Here is a 21,278-nt window from a genome sequence, read left to right as displayed (position 1 = left end):
GAATTCGTCGCGAGGGTCGCAAGTGTCCCGCGCGGCGCGAAAATACCCATCAACCGAACAAAACGTATTTTGAAGGAGAACTAGATGTCCGTCGTTATCCGCCTCGCCCGCGCAGGCACCAAGAAGCGCCCCGTCTATCACGTCGTCGTCGCCGATTCGCGCTTTCCCCGCGATGGCCGCTTCATCGAGCGTCTCGGCTACTTCAACCCGCTGCTGCCGAAGGACAACGAGACCCGGCTGAAGCTCGACATGGACAAGGTGAAGACCTGGCTCGCCAAGGGCGCGCAGCCGTCGGACCGCGTGGCGCGTTTCCTCGACGCCGCCGGCGTCAAGAAGCGCGAAGCGCGCAACAACCCCGAGAAGGCCGTGCCGCGCAAGGAGCGCAAGGCGCAGGCCGAAGCCGCCGCGAAGGGCTAAGGCCAGCACATGTCGGCGCTGGTCTGCGTCGCGCGGATCGGCGCCGCGCATGGTGTGCGCGGTGCGGTCAAACTATGGACCTTCACCGAAGATCCCTTTGCCGTCAGGCGCTACGGTCCGCTTCTCGCCAAGGACGGCAAGCGCCAGTTCGAGGTCGCAACGGCGCGCGAGGCCAAAGACCATCTGGTCGCGACGTTTAAGGGCGTCACGACCCGCGATGAGGCCGAGCGCCTCAACGGCATCGAGCTCTACGTCGCGCGCGAAAACCTGCCCGCGACGGATGCGGACGAATATTACCACACCGATCTGATCGGGCTCGCCGCCGTCACCATGGACGGCGAAGCCCTCGGCCGCGTGCTCGCGATCCACAATTTCGGCGCCGGCGACATCATCGAGATCGCACCGCCCAAGGGATCTGCAAAGGGCACGACGATGCTGCTGCCGTTCACCAACGCGGTGGTGCCGGAGGTGGATATTGCCGGTGGCCGCGTCGTGATCGCGCTGCCGCAGGAGATCGAGGGCGAGGATCGGGAGGACAATCCCTCCCCGAGTCGTCCCGGCAAAAGCCGGGGCCCATAACCACAGGCCAGAATTTTTAGCTAAGCTGATCGCTCCAACCGTCGCAAAACGAAGTGCGGTGGGTATGGGTCCCGGATCTGCGCTCCGCTTCGCTGCGCTTGTCCGGGACGACAACAATTGAGATCCCATGACAAACTCCTCACCCTGGCGCGCGACGGTGCTGACGCTGTTTCCGGAGATGTTTCCGGGGCCGCTCGGCGTGAGCCTGGCCGGCCGTGCGCTGGCCTCGGGGCTCTGGGAGCTTGAGGCGCGGGACATCCGGGCCTCCGCCACCGACCGCCATCGCAGCGTCGACGACACCCCGGCCGGCGGCGGGCCGGGCATGGTGCTGCGGGCGGATGTTCTGGCCGCCGCCATCGATGCCGCCGAGATCGACGCTGAGAGGCCGCGCCTGCTGATGAGCCCCCGGGGTCGGCCATTGACCCAGGCGCGCGTGGCCGAACTCGCCCAGGGCCCCGGCCCCCTGATCGTCTGCGGGCGGTTCGAGGGGGTGGACCAGCGGGTGATCGACGGGCGGGGCCTGGAGGAGGTCTCGATCGGCGATTACGTGCTCTCTGGCGGCGAAATCGCCGCATTAGCCCTGATCGACGCCTGCGTCCGGCTGCTGCCGGGCGTGATGGGCAAGGAAGCCTCGGGAACCGAGGAGAGTTTTTCGGAGGGGCTACTCGAATATCCCCAATACACCCGCCCGCAGCTGTTCGAGGGAACCCCGATCCCTGAGATCCTGACCTCCGGCGACCACGCCAAGGTCGCGGCCTGGCGGCGGGCACAATCGGAGGCCCTGACGGCGGCACGGCGGCCGGATTTGTGGGCCCAGATCCCGGCCAAGGCCCCGAATCGGGCCGGACGCCAAAAAACGCCAAAAAACACGACGGACGGGTGACAAACGCTCCGGCTTGTCCTATAGGAGCGGCCACATCCGCAATGGCTGGATAAACGAATTTCGCGCGGCCCCCGTTTTCCAAGGCTGGGCGCGCCGATGGAGATTTACCCATGAACCTGATCCAACAGCTCGAAAAAGAGCAATTCGACAAGCTCTCCGCCAGCAAGGACATCCCGGAGTTCGGACCCGGCGACACCGTGATCGTCAACGTGAAGGTCGTCGAAGGCGACCGCACGCGCGTGCAGGCCTATGAAGGCGTCTGCATCGGCCGCTCGGGCGGTGGCCTCAACGAGAGCTTCACCGTCCGCAAGATCTCCTACGGCGAGGGCGTCGAGCGCGTGTTCCCGGTGATGTCGCCGATGATCGACTCGATCAAGCTTGTGCGCCGCGGCAAGGTGCGTCGCGCCAAGCTTTATTACCTGCGCCAGCTGCGCGGCAAGTCGGCCCGTATCGTCGAGAAGACCGAGCACACCAAGGCCGCCGTCAACGAGTAAGCTCCGCTTACAGGCGAGTTTTAGAGAGCGCGGGGCAAAACCCCGCGCTTTTTTGTTGCGTCAGCCGTGCGCGTCAAAGCCCTCGCGATTCCAGATCGCCCTGCTATATATTCCTAGAATGTTTCCAGATCGGACCCGCATGCAGCCCATCGAGCGCGTCGTCATCGACGATCGCTCGCGGCTGCCTGGCCGGTTCTTCGGACGCTTCGCGACCTCGGCAACGTCAGAGCTTAGTCCCGCAGCCTGACCGCTGCGCTGAAGACGACCCGGTTGCCCGCGCGCCACCCGCGCATATCGCTACACAACATTCCTGGAGCTGACGCTCATGTCCAAGCCGACCACATTGTACGACAAGATCTGGAACGACCATCTGGTCCACGAAGCCGAGGACGGCACCTGCCTGCTCTATATCGACCGCCATCTGGTGCACGAAGTGACCTCGCCGCAGGCGTTCGAAGGACTGCGCGCGACGGGCCGCAAGGTGCGTGCGCCCGAGAAGACTCTCGCCGTCGTCGATCACAACGTGCCGACCACCGACCGTACCAAGCCGAACCCCGATCCTGAGAGCATCGAGCAGATCAAGGCGCTGGCCGACAATGCCAGGGAATTCGGCATCGAATATTACAACGAGTTCGACAAGCGCCAGGGCATCGTCCACGTCATCGGCCCCGAGCAGGGCTTCACGCTGCCCGGCACCACCATCGTCTGCGGTGACAGCCACACCTCGACGCACGGCGCGTTCGGCGCGCTCGCGCACGGCATCGGCACCTCGGAGGTCGAGCACGTGCTGGCGACGCAGACGCTGATCCAGAAAAAGGCGAAGAACATGCGCGTCACCGTCGACGGCAAATTGCCGGACGGTGTGACGGGCAAGGACATCATCCTCGCCATCATCGGCGAGATCGGCACCGCCGGCGGCACCGGCTACGTGCTGGAATACGCCGGCGAGGCCATCCGCGCGCTCAGCATGGAAGGCCGCATGACGGTCTGCAACATGTCGATTGAGGGCGGCGCGCGCGCCGGCCTCGTCGCACCCGACCAGAAGGCGTTCGACTTCTTGCGTGGCCGTCCGAAGGCACCGAAGGGCGCGGACTGGGACGCGGCCATGCGCTACTGGGAGAATCTGCGCTCCGACGAAGGCGCGCATTTCGACCACGAGCTGCGCCTCGATGCCGCCAAGCTGCCGCCCATCGTGACCTGGGGCACGAGCCCTGAGGACGTCATCTCGGTGACCGGCAGCGTGCCCGATCCGGACAAGATCGCGGACGAGGCCAAGCGTCTGTCCAAGCATCGCGCCCTGAAGTACATGGGCCTGACGGCGGGGACGAAGATCACCGATATCAAGCTCGACCGCATCTTCATCGGCTCCTGCACCAACGGCCGCATCGAGGATTTGCGCGCGGCGGCGAAGATTGCTGAAGGCAAGACCGTTTCGGCGCATGTCAACGCCATGGTGGTGCCGGGCTCCGGCATCGTGAAGGAGCAGGCCGAGGCTGAGGGTCTCGACAAGATCTTCATCAAGGCCGGCTTCGAATGGCGCGAGCCCGGTTGCTCGATGTGCCTTGCCATGAACCCGGACAAGCTGGCCCCGGAAGAGCGTTGCGCCTCGACCTCGAACCGCAATTTCGAGGGTCGCCAGGGCTTCAAGGGCCGCACCCATCTGGTGTCGCCGGCAATGGCGGCAGCCGCCGCGATCGCGGGCCACTTCGTCGACGTCAGGGAGTGGCGGTAAGCTTCTCCCTGCAATTGTAGCGATCGCGGCAAACCGCCGTTAATCGCCGGCGCCCACACTGCGTCCTCGCGAACATTTCGCGCGGACATGAACTCATGGCCAACAAGCCTGAATATGTCGATCTGATCGGCGAGGCGACGCGGCAGCACCGGCGGCGCCCCGCGTCGCTGCGCATCGTCGCCAGGACCGAGGTCGAGGAGACCTCGAAGCTCAGCCACTGGCCACCGGCGATGTTCAAGCAATGGAAACTCGAGACCCTGACGCGGTGGAAGTCCGCGTCGTGGAAGCTGAAGGATTGGCTTTAGGCCACACAAACAAAAGGGCGCCGTCGAGGCGCCCCTTTTTCATGTCGATCGTGCTTACCAATAGCGGTACGGATGGTGCCAGCGAGGCCAGCGGCAGATGCGGCGCGGGCCGTAATAGGTCCAGATCACCCGGCAGCGGCGCGGATAGTGGTAATAGGGATAATAGCCGCCGTAATAATAGCGCCGATGGAAGTGGCGATAGCCGTAATGCGGGCGATAGATCCCGTAACGGGGATAGCCGCCATAACGATGGAAGCCGCCATAGCGATAGCCGCCGCCGTGAAACGCTGGCGCGGCGCGGAAGCCACCGACATGGCCACCACGAAAGCCACCCCCGCGGAAACCGCCGATATGGCCTCCGCCACCGTGGAAGCCGCCGCCGCGGAAGCCGCCGCCATGAAAGCCTCCGGCATGTCCGCCACCGCCGTGCCCACCGCCGCCGTGGCGAACCTGCGTGACGAGATCGTCGGTCGCGGCCTTCGTCGCGGGTGACGTCGCCGGATTGATCAAGCTCAGCGCCTCAACGCGACGCGCGGTCCCGGCCGATAGGATCAGTGTCGTGGCGGCCGCAATCCCGAGCAAGCGCATCGGGCTTGCCCTGAGACCCAAACTCCTCAGCATGGAATCCTCCCTGAATCTGGACAGCGGCGTTGCGGCGCTCGTTGCCGGCCCGCGTTATCGCTGTTCATTGACGGTCGCTCGCAAGTTCAAGCTAGGGACAGCGACGTGAATGCCTCATGAATGAACGACGTTACCGACGCGGCGCGGCGCCATCACCACCACGGCCCGTAGCCGAACACGAAGGGCGCCGGCACGGCGTAGGGATAAGGACGGTAGAACACGGGCCGCGCGTAATAATGCGGATCAGGACGCGGAGAGTACCGCACGACGTCGGACCGCACATGCCGGCGCCCGTCGAACACCGCGCGCCCCGCCGAGGCATCCGGCAGCTTCGTCACCCTGTGCGCAGCGGAAGCGTCAGGCAGGCCTGCGGCAAGCCCGACAGCAACGGCACATGCGATCCATCTCGTCATGATCAATCTCCGCCACGCCGCATACGACGCTGCCAGCAGGATCGGCCGATCAGCCCCGGCGCCAGTGGCAGCTCATATGCGGCACGATCACCGTGCCGCTGGGCCGATATTCCTGCACATAGGTGGCGTTGCACTCGCGGACCGCGTCGGGACCTGGGTTGTAGCGCGGATAGACCCCGTCCGGGCTGTAATAGGGCGTGACGCGCAGACGCGCCGGGGGCCGCTTGCGCGGCGGCGGGGCGTCGGGCACGCCCGCCTGCGCCAGCCGAATCTCGCGGCCGACCGTTTGGGCTTCGGCAACGCCGCAAACCTGCGAAAACAACCCCATGCACAGTAGCGTCAGCGCTGTTTTCGCTCGCATTTTTCCGCCCACCTGAAACGTCCCATCGAAGGCCCCACGCTCCCCGTTTTGGCGGCGCCCGTCAACCTCGCCGCGTTTATAAAGCCGGATGCATCGCCGGGAAACCCGCGCTAAGAGAAGCCCATGTGGACGGAATTGAAAGCGCCCTCGCTGGCCGAGATGGAAGCGACGGCCCATGAATTGTTCGAAGGCCTGCCGGCGGGATTTCGAAAGCTGTGCGAGGGCGTGATCATCCGCGTCGACGACTTCCCGACCGAGGAGGTCATGGACGAGATGGACTGCGACAGCGAGTTCGACCTGCTCGGCCTGTTCCAGGGCGTCGGCCTGCCGCAGCAGAGCTTTGGCGACGTGGCGCGGCTGCCCAACATGGTCTGGCTCTACCGCCGGCCGATCCTGGATTACTGGGCCGAGCACGACGAAAGCCTCGGCCATATCGTCCGCCACGTCCTGATCCACGAGATCGGCCACCATTTCGGCCTCTCGGACGACGATATGGCCGCGATCGAGGCCCAAGAGACGGGTCAGGCAGACTAGCCCTGCCGAATTCGGCCTAGGATTTCCGCCCCGATCACGATAAATACGCCTTCCCTGAACCACCCGGGAAAGCGCAACCATGGACAAGTTCACCACGCTGGAAGGCGTCGCGGCGCCGCTGAAGATCATCAATGTCGATACCGACATGATCATTCCGAAGCAGTACCTCAAGACCATCAAGCGCACCGGCCTTGGCAAGGGGCTGTTCTCCGAGCAGCGCTACAAGGACGACGGCAGCGAGAATCCGGACTTCGTCCTCAACCAGCCCGCCTATCGCAATGCGAAGGTGCTGGTGGCCGGCGACAATTTCGGCTGCGGCTCGAGCCGCGAGCACGCGCCCTGGGCGCTGCTCGATTTCGGCATCCGCTGCGTGATCTCGACCTCGTTCGGCGACATCTTCTACAACAACTGCTTCAAGAACGGCATTCTGCCGATCCGCGTTGCCCAGGAAGACCTCGACAAGCTGTTCGACGACGCCGAGCGCGGCGCCAATGCGACGCTGACGATCGACCTGCCGAACCAGGAGATCCGCGGTCCCGACGGCGGCAAGGTCAAGTTCGAGATCGACCCGTTCCGCAAGCACTGCCTGATCAACGGCCTCGACGACATCGGCCTGACGATGGAGAAGAAGGCCTCCATCGACACGTATGAGGACAAGCTCAAGCGCGAACGCGCCTGGGCCTGATCTCAGATTTTTGTTTCAGCCCCGGCGTCATCGGCGCCGGGGCTTTTTCTTTGCCCTCATTATCTCCTAAGCTTCCGCACATGCTGCCCGACATCGTCACCTTCTGGCACGGCCCGATGGACGCCCTGCGCCAGACCTGTCTGCGCTCGCAGCTGGCGGCCGGCCACAAGGTCACGGTCTACAGTTTTGACACCATTCCCGGCCTGCCCGCGGGCATCGCGAACGCGGATGCCGAGGCGATCCTGCCGCATGCGTTCTCCGAACGGTTGCGGCCGCCGCAGCCGGACGGAAGCTGGCGCGACTGGACCACGCTGCAGTTCAGCGACTTCTTCCGCATGAAGCTGATGGCGAGGGGTCTTGGCCTCTGGCTCGACGCCGACGTCCTGCTGCTGAGGCCCGTCGAGATCGATCCGGCAAAACCCTATTTCGCCTGGGAGCGGCCCCGCCAGCTCGGCAACTCCGTGATCTACCTGCCGCCCGGGCACGGCATCGTCGCCGCCTTCGAAGAGCTGATGGAGCAGGAGGAGCTGACGCCGAACTGGCTGTCGCTGCGCCACCGCGTCACCTTCATGATGCGCCGCCTGCGCGGCGGCTCAAACCGTCTCTCGGATATTCGCGTTGCGATTTTCGGGCCGGCAGCGCTGACGGCGCTGGCGCGCCGCACCGGCGAGTTGCGGAATGCACTGCCGAAGCGATCTTTCTATGCCGTGCACGCCGAGCCAAAATTGTTCTTCGACCCCTCGAGCTATCTCGGTCTCGTCACCAACCCCGACATCATCGGCCTGCACATCTCGCCCAAGGGCCGCGGCGGCGAGAAGCCGATTCCCGGCAGCCTGTATGCGTGGGCGGCGGAGCGGTTTGGCTAGGTCTCCCTGTGCCCGCGGCAGTCGCATAGAGAAACGTCGTTAGAGGTCGTCATGCCCGGGCTTGTCCCGGGCATCCACGTTCTCCAGCTGCCCGGTAAGGCGTGGATGGCCGGGTCAAGCCCGGCCATGACGATGGGGAAGGATTTGCGCCTTCTACGCGATCACGTTGCACCCATCGCCGACACACTGCAGCGCGTCCGGGACACGAGACCTCAATTTTATCCAGCGCAACGCGCGCCTGCACCATTGTGCCTATCTGGCTCCAATTCCGCCGTCCCAAATGGAGCCTCGCATGAGCACCGCAAGCAGGCCATATCCCATCGTCCAGGACCCCATCGAATCCTTCGCGAGCTGGCTGAAACATCGCCGCGAGCTGAACGAGATGCGGCAGCTCGATCGCGCCGATTTCGATCGGATCGCGAACGACCTGCGCATCGCGCCCGACGATCTCGAAGAGCTGGTCCGTCACGGCAAGCACGCCGCCGACGAGCTGCCGAAGATGCTGGAGCAGCTCGGCATCAATGCCGTAGGGCTCGGCCGTGCACAGCCGCTTCTGCTGCGCGACATGGAGCGGGTCTGTTCGCTCTGCAATCACAAGGGCCAATGCGACCGCGATCTCGCCGACGGCATCGCCGCGGAGAACTATCACGGCTATTGCGGCAATGCGTCGACGCTGGAATCACTTGATCGCGCCGACGTCGCGCCGCGTTGAGGGGTCGCGAGAGATATTACCTCAGACTTAACAGCGGGCTTATCTCGCGAGCGTTAGTGATGCCGAGCATTTGCCCTAGTTCCAGCGCAAGCGGCAGGACCCAAAATGGAGAGTCGGGATCGAATGGTGCCGGCTCGCCCGACATATTGTAGAGCGTCTTGGCGCAAATCTCCTCGAAAGCATACTGAGCCAGAGCCAACTGATCATTGCGCTGCTCGGCCGCCAATGTCTTTCGCCTGATCTCGTAAAACAGGGCGTGAGCCTCTTTGCGCCGCGACCGATCATTCGCCAGCGCAATCAGTCTCCGAAGCGTTTCCTTGTCCCTGCATCGCCCTTCAAAAAACACAAGCGGTGCAAGCATAGCCGCGATGGTCGGACGGCCCGTCATGAAAATACTCTAGCCCCCTCAGCCCTTCCCCATCGCCGCAATCGCATCCGCGATCTCGATCGTGCGGCGGGCCATGTCGGCGTGCAGGCGCTCCACCATCGCGCCATCGAGGCGGATCGCACCGCGCGAGGCGTTCTCCGGCAGCTCGAACGCCGCGATGATCTTTCGGGCGCGCGCGACTTCCTCCTCGGGCGGGGTGAAGATCGCGTTGCAGGCCTCGATCTGCGAGGGATGGATCAGCGTCTTGCCGTCGAAGCCGAGGTCACGCCCCTGCGCGCATTCGGTGGCAAAGCCGTCGGAATTGGCGATGTCGCTGTAGGGACCGTCGAGGATTTCGAGACCATGGGCGCGCGTCGCCAGGATGCAGTGGGTGATCATCGGGATCATCGCAGCGCGGCCGGGCAGCATCTTGATGCGCGTCTCGCGCGAGATGTCGTTCGGGCCGAACACGAAGCCGGACAGGCGTGACTTCGGATCGCGACCGGCGGCGGCCAGCTCCTCGGCATGCAGCACGGCGCGCGCGGTCTCGATCATGGCCCAGACCCTCACGGTCGGCGCGGCACCGAGCTCGGCGAGACGGCGGCCGATCTGGTCGAGATCCTCAACGCTTGAAACTTTTGGAACCAGGATGCCGTCCGGCGAGGCCTTCGCGGCCATTGCGAGGTCATCGGCCCACCAGGGCGAATCCAGACCGTTGGTCCGGATCAGGATCTCGCGCTTGCCGAACCCCTTGGCGGCGATGGCGGCGGCGATGCCGTCGCGCGCGACCGCCTTGGCGTCGGGCGCCACCGAGTCTTCCAGATCGAGGATCAGGCCGTCGGCGGAGAGATTACGTGCCTTCTCCAGCGCGCGGGGGTTGGAGCCGGGCATGAAAAGATGGCTGCGGCGCGGGCGGGTCATGCAAGCGTTCCTTCCTGTTTCCTCAGGCGATCTTGACCTCAGCCGATAGCATCTGGCCTGCCTATTCGAAAGGCTTGTTCGCCCCTGCGGTATATGATTAGGCATAGCCATGACCACATTCCCGAAGCATTTGCTGGAAGGCTACAAGGCCTTCGCCACCCAGCGGCTGCCGACCGAGCAGAGCCGCTATCGCGAGCTGTCGGTGAAAGGGCAGTTCCCGGAAGTGATGGTGATCGGCTGCTGCGACAGCCGCGTCTCGCCGGAGGTGATCTTCGACGTCGGCCCGGGCGAATTGTTCGTCGTCCGCAACATCGCCAACTTGGTGCCGGTGTATCAGCCCGACGGCAACGCGCATGGCGTCTCGGCGGCGCTGGAATATGCCGTGACGGTGTTGAAGGTGAAGCACATCGTGGTGCTCGGGCACGCCCAATGCGGCGGCATCCGCGCCTTCGTCGACAAGATCGAGCCGCTCACGCCCGGCGACTTCATCGGCAAATGGATGCAGATGTTCATCAAGCCGGGCGAAGTGGTCGAACAGCGCGACCACGAGACCATGGCGCAGTTCGTCGAGCGCATCGAGAAGGCCGCCGTGTTCCGCAGCCTGGAAAACCTGATGACCTTCCCGTTCGTGCAGAAGGCCGTGGACGCCGGCCAGATGCAGACCCACGGCGCCTATTTCGGCGTCGCGGAGGGGTCGCTGTTCGTGCTGGACAAGGACGCGAAGGAATTTCGCAGCGTCAGGGACGCGGCGTAGGCGATTTCGTAGACTGCCGCATCAAACGAGAGCGTCGTCCCGGACGCAGATCCGGGACGACGAGAGGAGTGAGCGAAGTCCTACGCCGCCTTCTTCTTCGCGCTGATCAGCTTGCGGTTGATCAGCACTTCCGCGATCTGGATCGCGTTGAGCGCGGCGCCCTTGCGTAAGTTGTCGGACACGCACCACAGCACGAGACCGTTCTCGACCGTGGCGTCCTCGCGGATGCGGCTGATGTAAGTCGCGTCCTCGCCGGCCGCTTCATACGGCGTGGCGTAGCCGCCGGGCTCCTGCTTGTCGATGACGAGGCAGCCGGGCGCCTTGCGCAGGATGTCGCGCGCTTCGTCCGCGGTGATCGGATTCTCGAACTCGATGTTGACGGCCTCGGAGTGGCCGACGAACACCGGCACGCGCACGCAGGTCGCGGAGAGCTTGATCTTGGGATCAAGAATCTTCTTGGTCTCCATCATCATCTTCCACTCTTCCTTGGTGTAGCCGTCTTCCATGAAGACGTCGATGTGGGGGATGACGTTGAAGGCGATGCGCTTGGGAAACTTCTTACTGACCAGCTCCTGGTTGGTGTAGACGGCCTTGGTCTGCGAGAACAATTCATCCATCGCGTCCTTGCCGGCGCCCGAGACCGATTGATAGGTCGAGACCACGACGCGCTTGATGGTGGCCTTGTCGTGCAGCGGCTTCAGCGCGACGACGAGCTGCGCGGTCGAGCAATTCGGGTTGGCGATGATGTTCTTCGTCTTGAAGCCAGCCGTCGCATCCGCGTTCACTTCCGGCACGATCAGCGGCACGTCCGGATCCATGCGCCAGGCCGAGGAATTGTCGATCACGACCGTGCCGGCGGCGCCGATCTTCGGCGACCATTCCTTCGACACCTCACCGCCCGCCGACATCAGGCAGATGTCGACGTCGGAGAAATCATAATGCTCGAGCGCCTTGCACTTCAGGGTGCGGTCGCCATAGGAGACCTCGACGCCGACGCTGCGGCGTGACGCCAGGGCCACGACCTCGTCCGCGGGGAATTTGCGCTCATCGAGGATGCCCAGCATTTCCCGTCCGACATTGCCGGTCGCGCCGACGACTGCGACTTTGTAACCCATCGTTCACTCTCCGACGAAAAAGCCCGTTCCTGAAGCAGACGCTTAAACAGGAAGAGCAGCGCTTCTATGCGAGAACCGGCCTCAAGACAACGTTGGACCATCCCTTAGGGACGCGGATGCAGCCGCCTGAGGCCAGCACGGCCGTTAGCCCCACCCAGATCCATCTGGCGCTTGCAGCCTTCGCCGACGAGGTCGTCGGCACGCCCGCACGCCTGTTCGCCTATGTGGGGGCGCTGGCGCTGTTTGCCATCCTGGCCCTCGCGGCCCTCGGCCAGCTTCCCGAACTAGGTGACGAGCCTGCGGAGAAGCCGGGCTGGAGCGAGGCCTCCCGTTCGCAGCCGGCCTTCGCCCTCAGCAAGCCGGATACATCAGAAAAAACAGCCTCTTATATCATTCTTCGGCATCCCGAGGGCGGCCGCAGGGACGTGATGCGCTGGGCGAGCGAGGCGGACAAGCCGCTGGCCGAACTCGAGATCTACCGGGAAGGCGGCGAATTCGACTTGGCGCGTCCGGCGACCGCGGATCTGGCCATCCAGATGGGACTGGGCACGGCTGACACGCTGGAGCAGGCCGGCCTGATCGATACGAAATTCGGCCCCGTCGCCCTGTTCCGGCCGACCGGCGCGGACAAGGGGACGCTGTCCTGCCTTGGCTATCTCAAGCGCAGCGAGGAGCCGGCGCTCCAGATCTCCGGCTTCTCCTGCCAGGGCGACACAATGCCCGCCCGGCGCGCGGCAATCGCCTGCACGCTGAACCGGCTGACGCTGCTGACCTCAGGCAACGAACCGAAGCTGGCCGAATTGTTCTCCCGTGCGGAGCTGAAGCGCCGCGCCTGCGATTCCCAGGGCGCATCGGACTGGCTGCTGGGCGCCGCGAACGCGCAATTGCGCGGAGCGCTTTGAGCGGCATCAAGTCCAAGTGAACCGAGCAAGTGGCTGGTAGTCATGCAACTTTTGCCGGCGCGCACGATTATTCCTCCCTGGTGTGACCCAATTGACCTAGTTGCGGACACCCCGGCCGGGCTAGTATGAGGGCGAAATCGACTGGCGGCTTGCCGCCTGAAGGGGACGTGATGAGCTCGACATTTTCTGCCGCGAACAAACTGGCGACCTGGCTTGCGGCAGGCGCCGTCATTGCCTTGTCCCTCGCGACACCGGCTTCGGCCGACAACAAGACCAAGCGCTATGACGAGCGCGGCCGGCACTATTACGGCCCGAGCGGCCCCAACGCGGTCTATCAGCAGGGCCGCACCCGTCTCTATGTGAGCAAGCGCTCCTGGCTCGACGGCGGCACCGAGGTCAATCCGGGCGACCGCAAGTTTACCGACTACGCCTACCCGCCGGCCGTCGGCTATCCGTCCTTCGCCCGCGAAAACCTCAACCGTCCGATCGATCGCCAGCCGCTGAGCCCGCCGCAGGATGTTGGCGGCTATCCGCAGAATTTCCCGCTGTACTGAGCGGGCGCAGGCACCGAATCAAAATGGCCGGGCTCGCGCCCGGCCATTTTTGTTTGTGCGAGACGCGTCCGCTCTACGCGTTGGCTGCCGGGTCGTAGCGCCTGCAAAAGTCTTCGATCGCCTCGGAGCGGAAATCGGCCAGGCGTTCGAAGATGATGTCATCCGGCCAATTCCACCAGGCGATACGGCGCAGGCTGTCCGCGACCTTATCGTCAAAGCGCTTGCGGATCGCGCGCGCGGGAACGCCGCCGACGATCGTGTAGGGCTCGACACCGCGGCTGACGACCGCGCCCGCGGCAATCACCGCGCCGTCGCCGACGGTGACGCCGGGCAGCAGGATCGCGGCGTGCCCGATCCAGACGTCGTTGCCGACGATCACCCGGTCGCCGCGGCGGTCCGCGAAGAAGTCGCGGTCGCGGGTTGCTGTCGCCTCGTAGTATTCCGGGACGTAGGTGAAGCGATGCTGGGAGGGACGGCCCATCGGGTGATTCGGCGCGCCGATCCGCACCGAATTGGCGATCGCCGTGAATTTTCCGATTCCCGCGTCGGCGACCTCGCAATTCTCGCCGAGATAGGAGTAGTCGCCGAGCGCAGCATATTCGATGCGCGTGTTGGCCAGGATCTCGCAGCGTCGGCCGATCTGCGCCTCGCGCAGGCGCACGGTTTCATGGATGATGGTTTCCGCGATCTTGGGGCGGGGTGAGGCGTCCATGAGGCGGCTCCGATAGCAGGTGCCGTAGGGTGGGCAAAGGCGCGGGTCCCCACCATCTCGCGGCAAATCGCGATAAGGATGGTGGGCACGCTTTCGCCTTGCCCAGCCTACGATTGCGGTGCGCGTAGCCTTACGCGTGCAGCTTCTGCAATTCCTTCAGGATCGCTTCGCCCATCTGCGTGGTCGAGGCGGAAGTGGTGCCTTCCGACTTGATGTCGGCGGTGCGCAGGCCGCTCGCCAGCACGGCGGCTATGGCGGCGTCGACCTTGTCGGCGAGATCGCCCATGTCGAAGGAATAGCGCAGCGCCATGCCGAACGACGAGATCATCGCGATCGGATTGGCGAGGCCTTGGCCTGCGATATCGGGCGCCGAGCCGTGCACGGGCTCGTACAGCGCCTTGCGCTTCTTGCTCTTGACGTCGACCTCGCCGAGCGAGGCCGAGGGCAGCATGCCGAGCGAACCGGTCAGCATCGCCGCGATGTCGGAGAGCATGTCGCCGAACAGATTGTCGGTGACGATGACGTCGAACTGCTTCGGCCATTTCACCAGCATCATGCCGCCGGAATCGGCGAGCTGGTGCTCGAGCGTGACGTCCGCGTATTCGCGCTTGTGGACTTGCGTGACGACCTCGTTCCAGAGCACGCCCGATTTCATCACGTTGCGCTTCTCCATCGACGTCACCTTGTTCTTGCGCTTCTTGGCAAGCTCGAAGGCGACGCGGGCGATGCGCTCGATCTCGTAGGTGTCGTAGACTTGGGTATCGATGGCGCGCTTCTGGCCGTTGCCGAGATCGGTGATGGTCTTGGGCTCGCCGAAATAGACGCCGCCGGTGAGCTCGCGCACGATGACGATGTCGAGGCCCTCGATCGCCTCGCGCTTCAGGCTGGAGGCATCGGCCAGCGCCGGATAGCACATTGCGGGGCGGAGGTTGGCGAACAGGCCGAGATCCTTGCGCAGGCGCAGCAGGCCGGCTTCGGGACGCACCTCGTAGGGCACTGCGTCCCATTTCGGGCCGCCGACCGCACCGAAGATGATCGCGTCGGCATCCCCGGCCTTGGCCATGTCGCCTTCGGAGATCGACACCTTGTGGGCGTCATAGGCGGAGCCGCCGACGAGGCCGGTGTCGGTTTCGAATTTGGCGATCCCGGCCGAATTGAGCCAGTCGGTCAGCCGCTTCACCTCGCCCATCACCTCGGGGCCGATACCGTCGCCGGGGAGCAGCAGCAGTTTGTGGGTCGCCATGGTCAGATCCTTCTCAATCCTCTCTCGTCATTCCGGGGCGCGAGCAAGGCGAGCGAGCCCGGAATCCATCGGGCCACAGCGCAAGCGGGGAAATGGATTCCGGGCTCGCGCCAAGAGGCGCGCCCCGGAATGACGGCAGGCCGGAGTGCTAGAGCGGCGTTGCGCGCTTGGCAAGACACCATTGCCGCGGCGCGGCTGTGCAAGGCGGGCGGGGCCTGTCACACTCCGAAACGACGGAGTACCCCTTGCACGCCCCTGATCGTCCCTCGCCCGACGCACGCCCGGCGCGGCTGATCCTGACCCTGTCGCTGGCGGCGACGGTCGGGCTCGGCATCGGCCGCTTTGCCTATGCGCTGGTGCTGCCGGATATGCGGGAGGACCTCGGCTGGTCCTATTCGGCGGCCGGTTTCATGAACACCATCAACGCGGTCGGCTATCTCGTGGGCGCGCTGGTCGCCTCGCGGCTGATCCGGCGCGTTGGCTGGTCGGCGGCGATCCGCGGCGGAACCCTGGTTTGTCTGGCCGCGCTCGCCACTTGCGCGCTGACCGGGAATTTTGTCGCGCTCAGCCTGGCACGGCTGGTGCTGGGCATCGGCGCCGCGGTCGCCTTCGTTGCCGGCGGCGCCCTGGCCGCGACGATCGCGCAATCATGTCCCGAGCGCTCCAATTTCCTGCTCAGCCTGTTCTATGCCGGTCCGGGCGTCGGCATTCTCTCCTCCGGGCTGATCGCACCGTTCACACTGCAATGGTTCGGACCGGGCTCGTGGTGGATCGTGTGGTGGGCGCTGACGTTGCTCTCACTGGTGATGACGGTGCCCCTGTTCCTGATCCGCATCGAGGGTAAGGCGCGCTTCGCCGATTCAAGCCACGCCTCCTTCGCGATTCTCCCGGTGCTGATCTATCTGGCCGGCTACTTCCTGTTCGGCGCGGGCTACATCGCCTACATGACCTTCATGATCGCCTATGTACGCGACGGCGGCGGCGATGCGACGGCGCAGGCTGCGTTCTGGGGCCTGATCGGCGTCAGCGCCTTCGTCACCCCCTGGGTCTGGCGCGGCGTGCTCGCGCTCGACCGCGGCGGGCTCGCGACCGCCATCATCCTCGGCACCAACGCAATCGGCGCCGGCCTGCCGATGCTGGGACATTCGACGGCATGGCTGGCCGTCTCCGCGGTCGTGTTCGGCATTGGCTTCTTCGCCGTGGTCAACTCGACCACCGCCTTCGTCCGCTTCAACTATCCGCATGAGGTGTGGCCGACGGCGATTGCGGCGATGACGATTTCGTTCGGCATCGGCCAGACACTCGGCCCGATCGCGGTCGGCGCGATCACGGATGCGCTGGGGAGCTTGTCCTATGCGCTCAACGTATCGGCAGCATTGCTGGCGCTGGGGGCAGTGGCGGCGCTGTGTCAACGGAAGGTCGAGGTAGGGGCTGAGCGCCCGCACTCGTGACCGAGGCGGTCGGGTTCCAGAGGTAGCAGACCTGGACCACACGGTCGTCCGCCAGTTGGCCGGCCGATGCCTTGGAGCCGGCGTTCGATGGACCGATAAAGGACCCCAAGACGGGTACTTTCAGGTTCTCCCGAGAGAGCTCATCCTCGAGCAGCTTCCTGACCGCCTCGACCCGCGCTCGCGCCAAGCCTTCATTCGTGCTGAATTTCTCGGCCGTTTCCGGCTTCAATGGACGTTTATCGGCGGACCCGATCAGCATGATTCCCGCTAGGCGGTTCGATGTACCCACGCCTTTCAATCTTTTGGCGATCAGCTCCCGCACGATTGGGGCGCTTGACTTCAGATCTGCGTCGCCACTGGCAAACGATATGCCGCGATCGCCGCAATCCATCTCGGCGGGCGACAGATTATCCGACCGCAGGCTGACATCGAAGCGGACGCCCAAAGACTGGAGATCACCCGGGCGAGATTCCTGCTGAGGCTTGTACTCGACCTTGATGAGCGAATCCAAGCTCTTCAAGACGTTGAATTCTTTCCAAAAGGTGAACCCTCCAAACAAAGACCCAGCCGCCAGTGTCGCGGCGGCAGTCGTATAGACCCTTCCCGATATGGCGCCACTGGAATAGAGGAAATGGAGAACGCCGAGTGCTGCAAGCAAGCACGCCGCCAAAGGAAGCAGAACGGCGAGATTTGCCAGTGAGGCGATCGACGACATGACAGGATTTGTCTGCACTGCTGCGACCGGCTTGGGCGATAGTTCGGCGAGCTTAGCTTGCAAGCCTTCGACCTGAGCCTGCAGGTCGAATACCTTGGCGTATAGCGCTCCGTTTAGCTCCTTCGGCGACTGATCGGTCTTTATTGCCTCGACAAGCTCCTTGTGCTGCTGGCGCAGCACTTCTTGATCGGGCAATCTGGTTCGCAAGAGCTCTTCAACGACAGGCGACAAACGGGGCAGGTCGGCGTTCGGTCGCCACAGCTCCACGGCAATCTGCAGTGACCCAACCAATGCAATGATCAGAAGCCCCGCCAAATTGCTCAAGATCGCCAGGATATTCAGCCGAACCTCAGCCCGCTCTGTCTGTCTGCCGGAGCCATCCGTCCGACGCGGCCAGCCGGGACCGGGCCTGCGAAGCTCTGTCGAGAGCTTCAGATAGCGCTGTAACCACCAGATGGCCCAAGCCACGATGGCTAAGCCGTAAAGTGCCAGGATGATGAGTTTAGTTTCAAAGGACATCGCCGATACCGGCCAAAGACGCGCCGCAATCTATCGTTGATGCTCCGATATGACGCCACTGCTTGTCAAGCGCCGGGCCCTCTGACCACGAGCGACTAGGGTGGGAATCTCAACTCCCGCTGAACGAATTGTAACCCTGGTCTTCCCAATAGCCGCCCTTGTAATCGTTGGTGACTTCCATCGAGACCACGTATTTCGGGTTCTTGAAGCCGAGTTTTGTCGGCACGCGGATCTTCATCGGGAAACCATAAGCGCGCGGCAGAATCTCATTGGCGTATTTGAACGTCATCTGGGTCTGCGGATGCAGCGCGCTGCGCATGTCGAGCGGCGAATTGTAGCCGTCCTTGTCGGCGCACTGGAACCAGACGTACTTCGCGCGGGTGTCGGCGCCGATCAACTTGAGGAAATCGCGCAAGGGGGTGCCGGTCCAGCTGCCGATCGCGCTCCAGCCCTCGACGCAGATGTGGCGGGTGATCTGCGTGACCTGCGGCAATTGATAGAGCTCGGGAAGCGTCCACGATCTCTTGTTGTCGACGAGGCCGCGCACCTCGAGCTTCCAGTCCGCGGCCGAAACATCGGGCGCGTCGTCGAGGTCGTAATAGGCGTTGAACGGAAACGGCTTCGTGATCGCGCTCTCCGGGAACGTCGGCGCCAGCGCGTCGGGATTGAAGATGAAATCCTGCACGGCGTCGTTGAATTTCGAGACACTCTTCAGCATCTCCTCGGCCGAGGACGAGTCGATCACGTCGCAGCCGGTGAGCAGCGTCAGCGCGCCGAGGCTGGCCCCGCCCGCGATGAAGCGGCGGCGGGTGACATCAGGCATCGTCTTGAGAGAGTCCTTGACCAGCAGCCGCTTGTCGACGCCGGGGATCAGGAATGAGCGCTTGGCCATGACAATTCTCCTAATCAGCGGCCAATGATCATCGCGCGCAGGCTCTTCGGCACCAGCAGCGCGAGCAGGACGTGAATGACGAGGAAGGCGCAGATCGCGGCCATGCAGAAGAAGTGGACGTAGCGCGCGGTCGGATAATCGCCGAACAGCATCACGAGCCAATGCAATTGGACCGGTTTCCACATCCCGAGGCCCGACAGCACGATCAGCACGCCGACGACGATGATGCCGGCATAGAGTACGCGCTGCACGTAATTGTAGACGGTGAGGTCGTTGTGGGCGAGCTTGAAGGTCAGCGCAGCCCTGACGTCGTGCAGCACGCCCGATGGCGTGATCGGCAGCAGCTTCTTGCGGAAGCGGCCGGTGGCAAAGCCCGTGACGAGGTAGGTAAGGCCGTTGATCATCAAGAGCCACATCGCCGCAAAGTGCCAGAGCAGGCCGCCGCCGAGCCAGCCGCCCAGCGTGTACTCGCGCGGAAAACTGAAGCCGAACAGCGGCGAGGCGTTGTAGATCTGCCAGCCCGACAGGATCATCAGGATCATGGCAAGCGCGTTGACCCAATGCATGATCCGGACCCAGGCCGGCTGGATCACTTTGGCCGGGGCGGCGCTGACCTGCTCGTCCGTGACAGTGAGGCTCGACATGATGGTTCCGTCCTGAACGTCGTGTGACACCAATTATACGCCGATGCTTCCGCTTTCGTTACGCCCCGCCGGCGATCGAATCGATGCCCGCGGGCTATCATGGTCACAATAATGCGAGCCGGGTGCCCCCCGGCTCACTTTTTCGTCGCATCCGGTCTGGGGGATGAAACCGGACTTCGCGGTGTCAGGTCGCGGGCATCAGCACGGTGTCGACCACATGGATCACGCCGTTGGATTGGTTGACGTTGGAGATCGTCACCATCGAGGTGCCGCCCTTGGCGTCGACGATCCAGACCTTGCCGTCCATCTTCTTCACCGTCAGCTCCTCGCCTTCGGCGGTCTTCATCTTCTTGCCGTCGGTGAGGTCGGAGGCTTCGAGCTTGCCCGGCACGACATGGTAGGTCAGGATCTTGGTCAGCGTCGCCTTGTTCTCGGGCTTGACCAGGGTGTCGACGGTGCCGGCCGGCAGCTTGCCGAAGGCGGCGTTGGTCGGCGCGAACACCGTGAACGGCCCCTTGCTTTCCAGCGTCGGGACGAGACCGGCGGCTTTCACCGCCGCCACCAGCGTGGTGTGATCCTTCGAGTTGACGGCGTTCTGGACGATGTTCTTGGACGGGAACATCGCGGCGCCGCCGACCATGACGGTCTTTTCCTCGGCGCGGGCAGGCGCGACGACGGTCGCGGTGATGGCCAGGGCGCTGAACGCAGCGGCGGTGAGGTAGGCAATGCGCTTCGACATGGAGAACTCCCGATTGAATTGTGACCGGCGATGGCCGGCGTTGAGTTGGGCAACAACGGCGGCTGCGGTGGCGTGAGGTGATGCAGTGGTGCCGTCGTTGGACCGAACTACGGGAGCGTTTGCGATGCGGTTTCGGATAAAACTTCTTTGTGATGCGTGAAACTTTGCGTCGGCGTGTCCGTGTGACGCGCGAACGCACCCCACACTCCGCTGTCGTCCCGGACAAGCGAATCGCCGGTCCGCGACCATAGCCACAGGGAGACGTTTGGCGAAGACTCGGAGCGACCCGTTTCGCGCCACAACCGCTCCCCGTGGTTATGGATCCCGGGCTCGCGATTTCGTCGCGCCCCGGGACGACGAGTGGAGCGTGTGGCACGCCATGCGCCTCAATCCCTGTTGTTCGGCGTCTGGATGAATCCGCGATTATGCGTCGGGCTGATCAGGAGCTCGTTGATGCAGACGCGCGGCGGCATGCTTGCGATGAAGGCGATGGTGCGGCCGAGATCTTCGGATTGTAGCATCTTCGCCTGCTCCTCCGCGCTCGGCACCACCGGGCGCAGCTTCAGGATCGGCGTCGCCACCTCGCCCGGCATCAGGCAGCAGGCGCGCAGGCCGTTGACGCATTCGTCCATGTTGAAGGAATGGGTCAGCGCCAGCACCGCATGCTTGGTGGTGGTGTAGGCCGGACCCGGCATCTTCGAGACGTGGCGGCCGGCCCAGGACGAGACGTTGATGATCGAGCCGTCCTGCTGCCTGCGCATCGTCGGCAGCACCGCGCGCATGCAATAGAGCACGCCGTTGAGATTGACCTGGACCAGTCTGTCCCAGCCGTTCAGTTCCATGTCCTTCCAGCTCCGCTTCGGGACATTGATGCCGGCATTGTTGACGAGCAGGTCGATCCGGCCGTGCTTCGCGACGATCTGGTCGGCCGCCCTCTGGGCCTCGGCCGCGTTGGACACGTCCAGCGCGATGGCCTCGGCCGTCCCGCCCGCTGCGGTGATCTTCGCAACCACGGTCTCCAGTGCGTCCTTGCGGCGGCCGGACACCACCACCGTCCAGCCGTCGGCCGCCAGCGCCTCGGCACCGGCCTCCCCGATCCCGCTGCCGCCGCCCGTCACCCAGGCTAGGCGTTTCCCGCTTTTGGTCAT

Annotated in this window: 27 protein-coding genes; 14 read left to right on the top strand and 13 right to left on the bottom strand. The window is 64.2% G+C overall.

Translation table 11 applies throughout. The annotated features are described in order from the left end of the window. The first annotated feature begins 84 nt into the window (after positions 1-84). From rpsP to QSV46_RS27540, 6 genes are all read left to right on the top strand, one after another. On the top strand, positions 85-417 hold the full coding sequence (gene rpsP, locus QSV46_RS27565) for a 30S ribosomal protein S16 (protein WP_314958876.1): 333 nt from the start codon (positions 85-87) through the stop codon (positions 415-417). A 9-nt stretch (positions 418-426) separates the two neighbouring features. After that, positions 427-996, top strand: a complete 570-nt coding sequence (rimM, locus tag QSV46_RS27560) for a ribosome maturation factor RimM (RefSeq protein WP_314958874.1) — start codon at positions 427-429, stop codon at positions 994-996. A gap of 127 nt (positions 997-1,123) precedes the next feature. Continuing rightward, positions 1,124-1,879, top strand: coding sequence for a tRNA (guanosine(37)-N1)-methyltransferase TrmD (trmD, locus tag QSV46_RS27555; protein WP_314958872.1), 756 nt, complete (start codon positions 1,124-1,126; stop codon positions 1,877-1,879). 110 nt (positions 1,880-1,989) lie between these two features. Beyond that, the gene (rplS, locus tag QSV46_RS27550) at positions 1,990-2,373 is read left to right on the top strand and encodes a 50S ribosomal protein L19 (RefSeq protein WP_314958870.1); all 384 of its coding nucleotides are present in this window, start codon (positions 1,990-1,992) and stop codon (positions 2,371-2,373) included. Positions 2,374-2,698: 325 nt separating this feature from the next. Further along, positions 2,699-4,105, top strand: coding sequence for a 3-isopropylmalate dehydratase large subunit (gene leuC, locus QSV46_RS27545; RefSeq protein WP_314958869.1), 1,407 nt, complete (start codon positions 2,699-2,701; stop codon positions 4,103-4,105). A 95-nt stretch (positions 4,106-4,200) separates the two neighbouring features. Beyond that, on the top strand, positions 4,201-4,410 hold the full coding sequence (locus tag QSV46_RS27540; RefSeq protein WP_314958868.1) for a hypothetical protein: 210 nt from the start codon (positions 4,201-4,203) through the stop codon (positions 4,408-4,410). 54 nt (positions 4,411-4,464) lie between these two features. Here the strand turns inward: QSV46_RS27540 and QSV46_RS27535 are convergent, their stop codons facing one another. The 3 genes from QSV46_RS27535 to QSV46_RS27525 all read right to left on the bottom strand — a co-directional run bounded on the left by QSV46_RS27535 (position 4,465) and on the right by QSV46_RS27525 (position 5,772). After that, the gene (locus QSV46_RS27535; protein ID WP_314958865.1) at positions 4,465-5,031 is read right to left on the bottom strand and encodes a hypothetical protein; all 567 of its coding nucleotides are present in this window, start codon (positions 5,029-5,031) and stop codon (positions 4,465-4,467) included. A gap of 152 nt (positions 5,032-5,183) precedes the next feature. After that, positions 5,184-5,444, bottom strand: coding sequence for a hypothetical protein (locus QSV46_RS27530; protein ID WP_314958862.1), 261 nt, complete (start codon positions 5,442-5,444; stop codon positions 5,184-5,186). A 49-nt stretch (positions 5,445-5,493) separates the two neighbouring features. Continuing rightward, positions 5,494-5,772, bottom strand: coding sequence for a hypothetical protein (locus QSV46_RS27525; protein WP_314959059.1), 279 nt, complete (start codon positions 5,770-5,772; stop codon positions 5,494-5,496). Positions 5,773-5,928: 156 nt separating this feature from the next. Here QSV46_RS27525 and QSV46_RS27520 point away from each other — a divergent pair, with 156 nt between their 5' ends. From QSV46_RS27520 to QSV46_RS27505, 4 genes are all read left to right on the top strand, one after another. Further along, positions 5,929-6,339: a metallopeptidase family protein gene (locus QSV46_RS27520; protein ID WP_314958861.1), complete on the top strand. Its 411-nt coding sequence runs from the start codon at positions 5,929-5,931 to the stop codon at positions 6,337-6,339. Between the two features lie 79 nt (positions 6,340-6,418). Beyond that, the gene (gene leuD / locus QSV46_RS27515) at positions 6,419-7,024 is read left to right on the top strand and encodes a 3-isopropylmalate dehydratase small subunit (protein WP_018459795.1); all 606 of its coding nucleotides are present in this window, start codon (positions 6,419-6,421) and stop codon (positions 7,022-7,024) included. A gap of 80 nt (positions 7,025-7,104) precedes the next feature. Then, positions 7,105-7,890, top strand: a complete 786-nt coding sequence (locus tag QSV46_RS27510) for a hypothetical protein (RefSeq protein ID WP_314958841.1) — start codon at positions 7,105-7,107, stop codon at positions 7,888-7,890. 292 nt (positions 7,891-8,182) lie between these two features. After that, the gene (locus tag QSV46_RS27505; RefSeq protein WP_314958838.1) at positions 8,183-8,602 is read left to right on the top strand and encodes a hypothetical protein; all 420 of its coding nucleotides are present in this window, start codon (positions 8,183-8,185) and stop codon (positions 8,600-8,602) included. Positions 8,603-8,618: 16 nt separating this feature from the next. On the opposite strand, the gene QSV46_RS27500 is transcribed toward QSV46_RS27505, so the two are convergent. Together QSV46_RS27500 and QSV46_RS27495 are read right to left on the bottom strand one after the other, a co-directional pair. Then, the gene (locus QSV46_RS27500) at positions 8,619-8,990 is read right to left on the bottom strand and encodes a hypothetical protein (RefSeq protein ID WP_314958835.1); all 372 of its coding nucleotides are present in this window, start codon (positions 8,988-8,990) and stop codon (positions 8,619-8,621) included. A gap of 18 nt (positions 8,991-9,008) precedes the next feature. Beyond that, entirely contained in the window at positions 9,009-9,890 is an 882-nt protein-coding gene (locus tag QSV46_RS27495) for a CoA ester lyase (protein ID WP_314958832.1), read from the bottom strand. A 109-nt stretch (positions 9,891-9,999) separates the two neighbouring features. Here QSV46_RS27495 and QSV46_RS27490 point away from each other — a divergent pair, with 109 nt between their 5' ends. Further along, positions 10,000-10,644, top strand: a complete 645-nt coding sequence (locus QSV46_RS27490) for a carbonic anhydrase (protein WP_314958829.1) — start codon at positions 10,000-10,002, stop codon at positions 10,642-10,644. An 80-nt stretch (positions 10,645-10,724) separates the two neighbouring features. Here the strand turns inward: QSV46_RS27490 and QSV46_RS27485 are convergent, their stop codons facing one another. Continuing rightward, on the bottom strand, positions 10,725-11,759 hold the full coding sequence (locus tag QSV46_RS27485) for an aspartate-semialdehyde dehydrogenase (RefSeq protein WP_314958827.1): 1,035 nt from the start codon (positions 11,757-11,759) through the stop codon (positions 10,725-10,727). Positions 11,760-11,875: 116 nt separating this feature from the next. On the opposite strand from QSV46_RS27485, the gene QSV46_RS27480 reads away from it, so the two are divergent. Together QSV46_RS27480 and QSV46_RS27475 are read left to right on the top strand one after the other, a co-directional pair. After that, the gene (locus QSV46_RS27480) at positions 11,876-12,661 is read left to right on the top strand and encodes a hypothetical protein (protein ID WP_314958825.1); all 786 of its coding nucleotides are present in this window, start codon (positions 11,876-11,878) and stop codon (positions 12,659-12,661) included. A 170-nt stretch (positions 12,662-12,831) separates the two neighbouring features. Continuing rightward, on the top strand, positions 12,832-13,215 hold the full coding sequence (locus QSV46_RS27475; RefSeq protein ID WP_314958824.1) for a hypothetical protein: 384 nt from the start codon (positions 12,832-12,834) through the stop codon (positions 13,213-13,215). Positions 13,216-13,288: 73 nt separating this feature from the next. Here the strand turns inward: QSV46_RS27475 and QSV46_RS27470 are convergent, their stop codons facing one another. Both QSV46_RS27470 and leuB read right to left on the bottom strand, forming a co-directional pair. After that, positions 13,289-13,927 carry a DapH/DapD/GlmU-related protein gene (locus QSV46_RS27470; RefSeq protein ID WP_314958822.1) on the bottom strand — a complete coding sequence of 213 codons (639 nt, stop codon included), beginning with the start codon at positions 13,925-13,927 and terminating at the stop codon, positions 13,289-13,291. 130 nt (positions 13,928-14,057) lie between these two features. Then, the gene (leuB, locus tag QSV46_RS27465; protein ID WP_314958820.1) at positions 14,058-15,170 is read right to left on the bottom strand and encodes a 3-isopropylmalate dehydrogenase; all 1,113 of its coding nucleotides are present in this window, start codon (positions 15,168-15,170) and stop codon (positions 14,058-14,060) included. A gap of 245 nt (positions 15,171-15,415) precedes the next feature. Here leuB and QSV46_RS27460 point away from each other — a divergent pair, with 245 nt between their 5' ends. Beyond that, on the top strand, positions 15,416-16,621 hold the full coding sequence (locus tag QSV46_RS27460; RefSeq protein ID WP_314958819.1) for a YbfB/YjiJ family MFS transporter: 1,206 nt from the start codon (positions 15,416-15,418) through the stop codon (positions 16,619-16,621). On the opposite strand, the gene QSV46_RS27455 is transcribed toward QSV46_RS27460, so the two are convergent. From QSV46_RS27455 to QSV46_RS27435, 5 genes are all read right to left on the bottom strand, one after another. Beyond that, positions 16,530-17,855, bottom strand: coding sequence for a hypothetical protein (locus QSV46_RS27455; RefSeq protein WP_314958816.1), 1,326 nt, complete (start codon positions 17,853-17,855; stop codon positions 16,530-16,532). The two genes, QSV46_RS27460 and QSV46_RS27455, sit on opposite strands and share 92 nt — an antisense overlap. Positions 17,856-17,964: 109 nt before the next feature. Beyond that, positions 17,965-18,747, bottom strand: a complete 783-nt coding sequence (locus tag QSV46_RS27450; protein ID WP_314958814.1) for a molybdopterin-binding protein — start codon at positions 18,745-18,747, stop codon at positions 17,965-17,967. A gap of 14 nt (positions 18,748-18,761) precedes the next feature. Further along, entirely contained in the window at positions 18,762-19,391 is a 630-nt protein-coding gene (locus QSV46_RS27445) for a cytochrome b/b6 domain-containing protein (protein WP_314958812.1), read from the bottom strand. A gap of 184 nt (positions 19,392-19,575) precedes the next feature. Then, positions 19,576-20,130 (bottom strand): fasciclin domain-containing protein, encoded by a 555-nt coding sequence (locus QSV46_RS27440; RefSeq protein WP_314958810.1) that lies wholly within the window; start codon positions 20,128-20,130, stop codon positions 19,576-19,578. 386 nt (positions 20,131-20,516) lie between these two features. Next, entirely contained in the window at positions 20,517-21,278 is a 762-nt protein-coding gene (locus QSV46_RS27435) for an SDR family oxidoreductase (protein ID WP_314958808.1), read from the bottom strand.

This window comes from Bradyrhizobium cosmicum (assembly GCF_032290525.1).
GTDB classification, from domain to species: domain Bacteria; phylum Pseudomonadota; class Alphaproteobacteria; order Rhizobiales; family Xanthobacteraceae; genus Bradyrhizobium; species Bradyrhizobium cosmicum_A.
The sequence above is the reverse complement of the archived record's forward strand: the minus strand, read 5'-3'. Positions and strand labels throughout refer to the sequence as shown.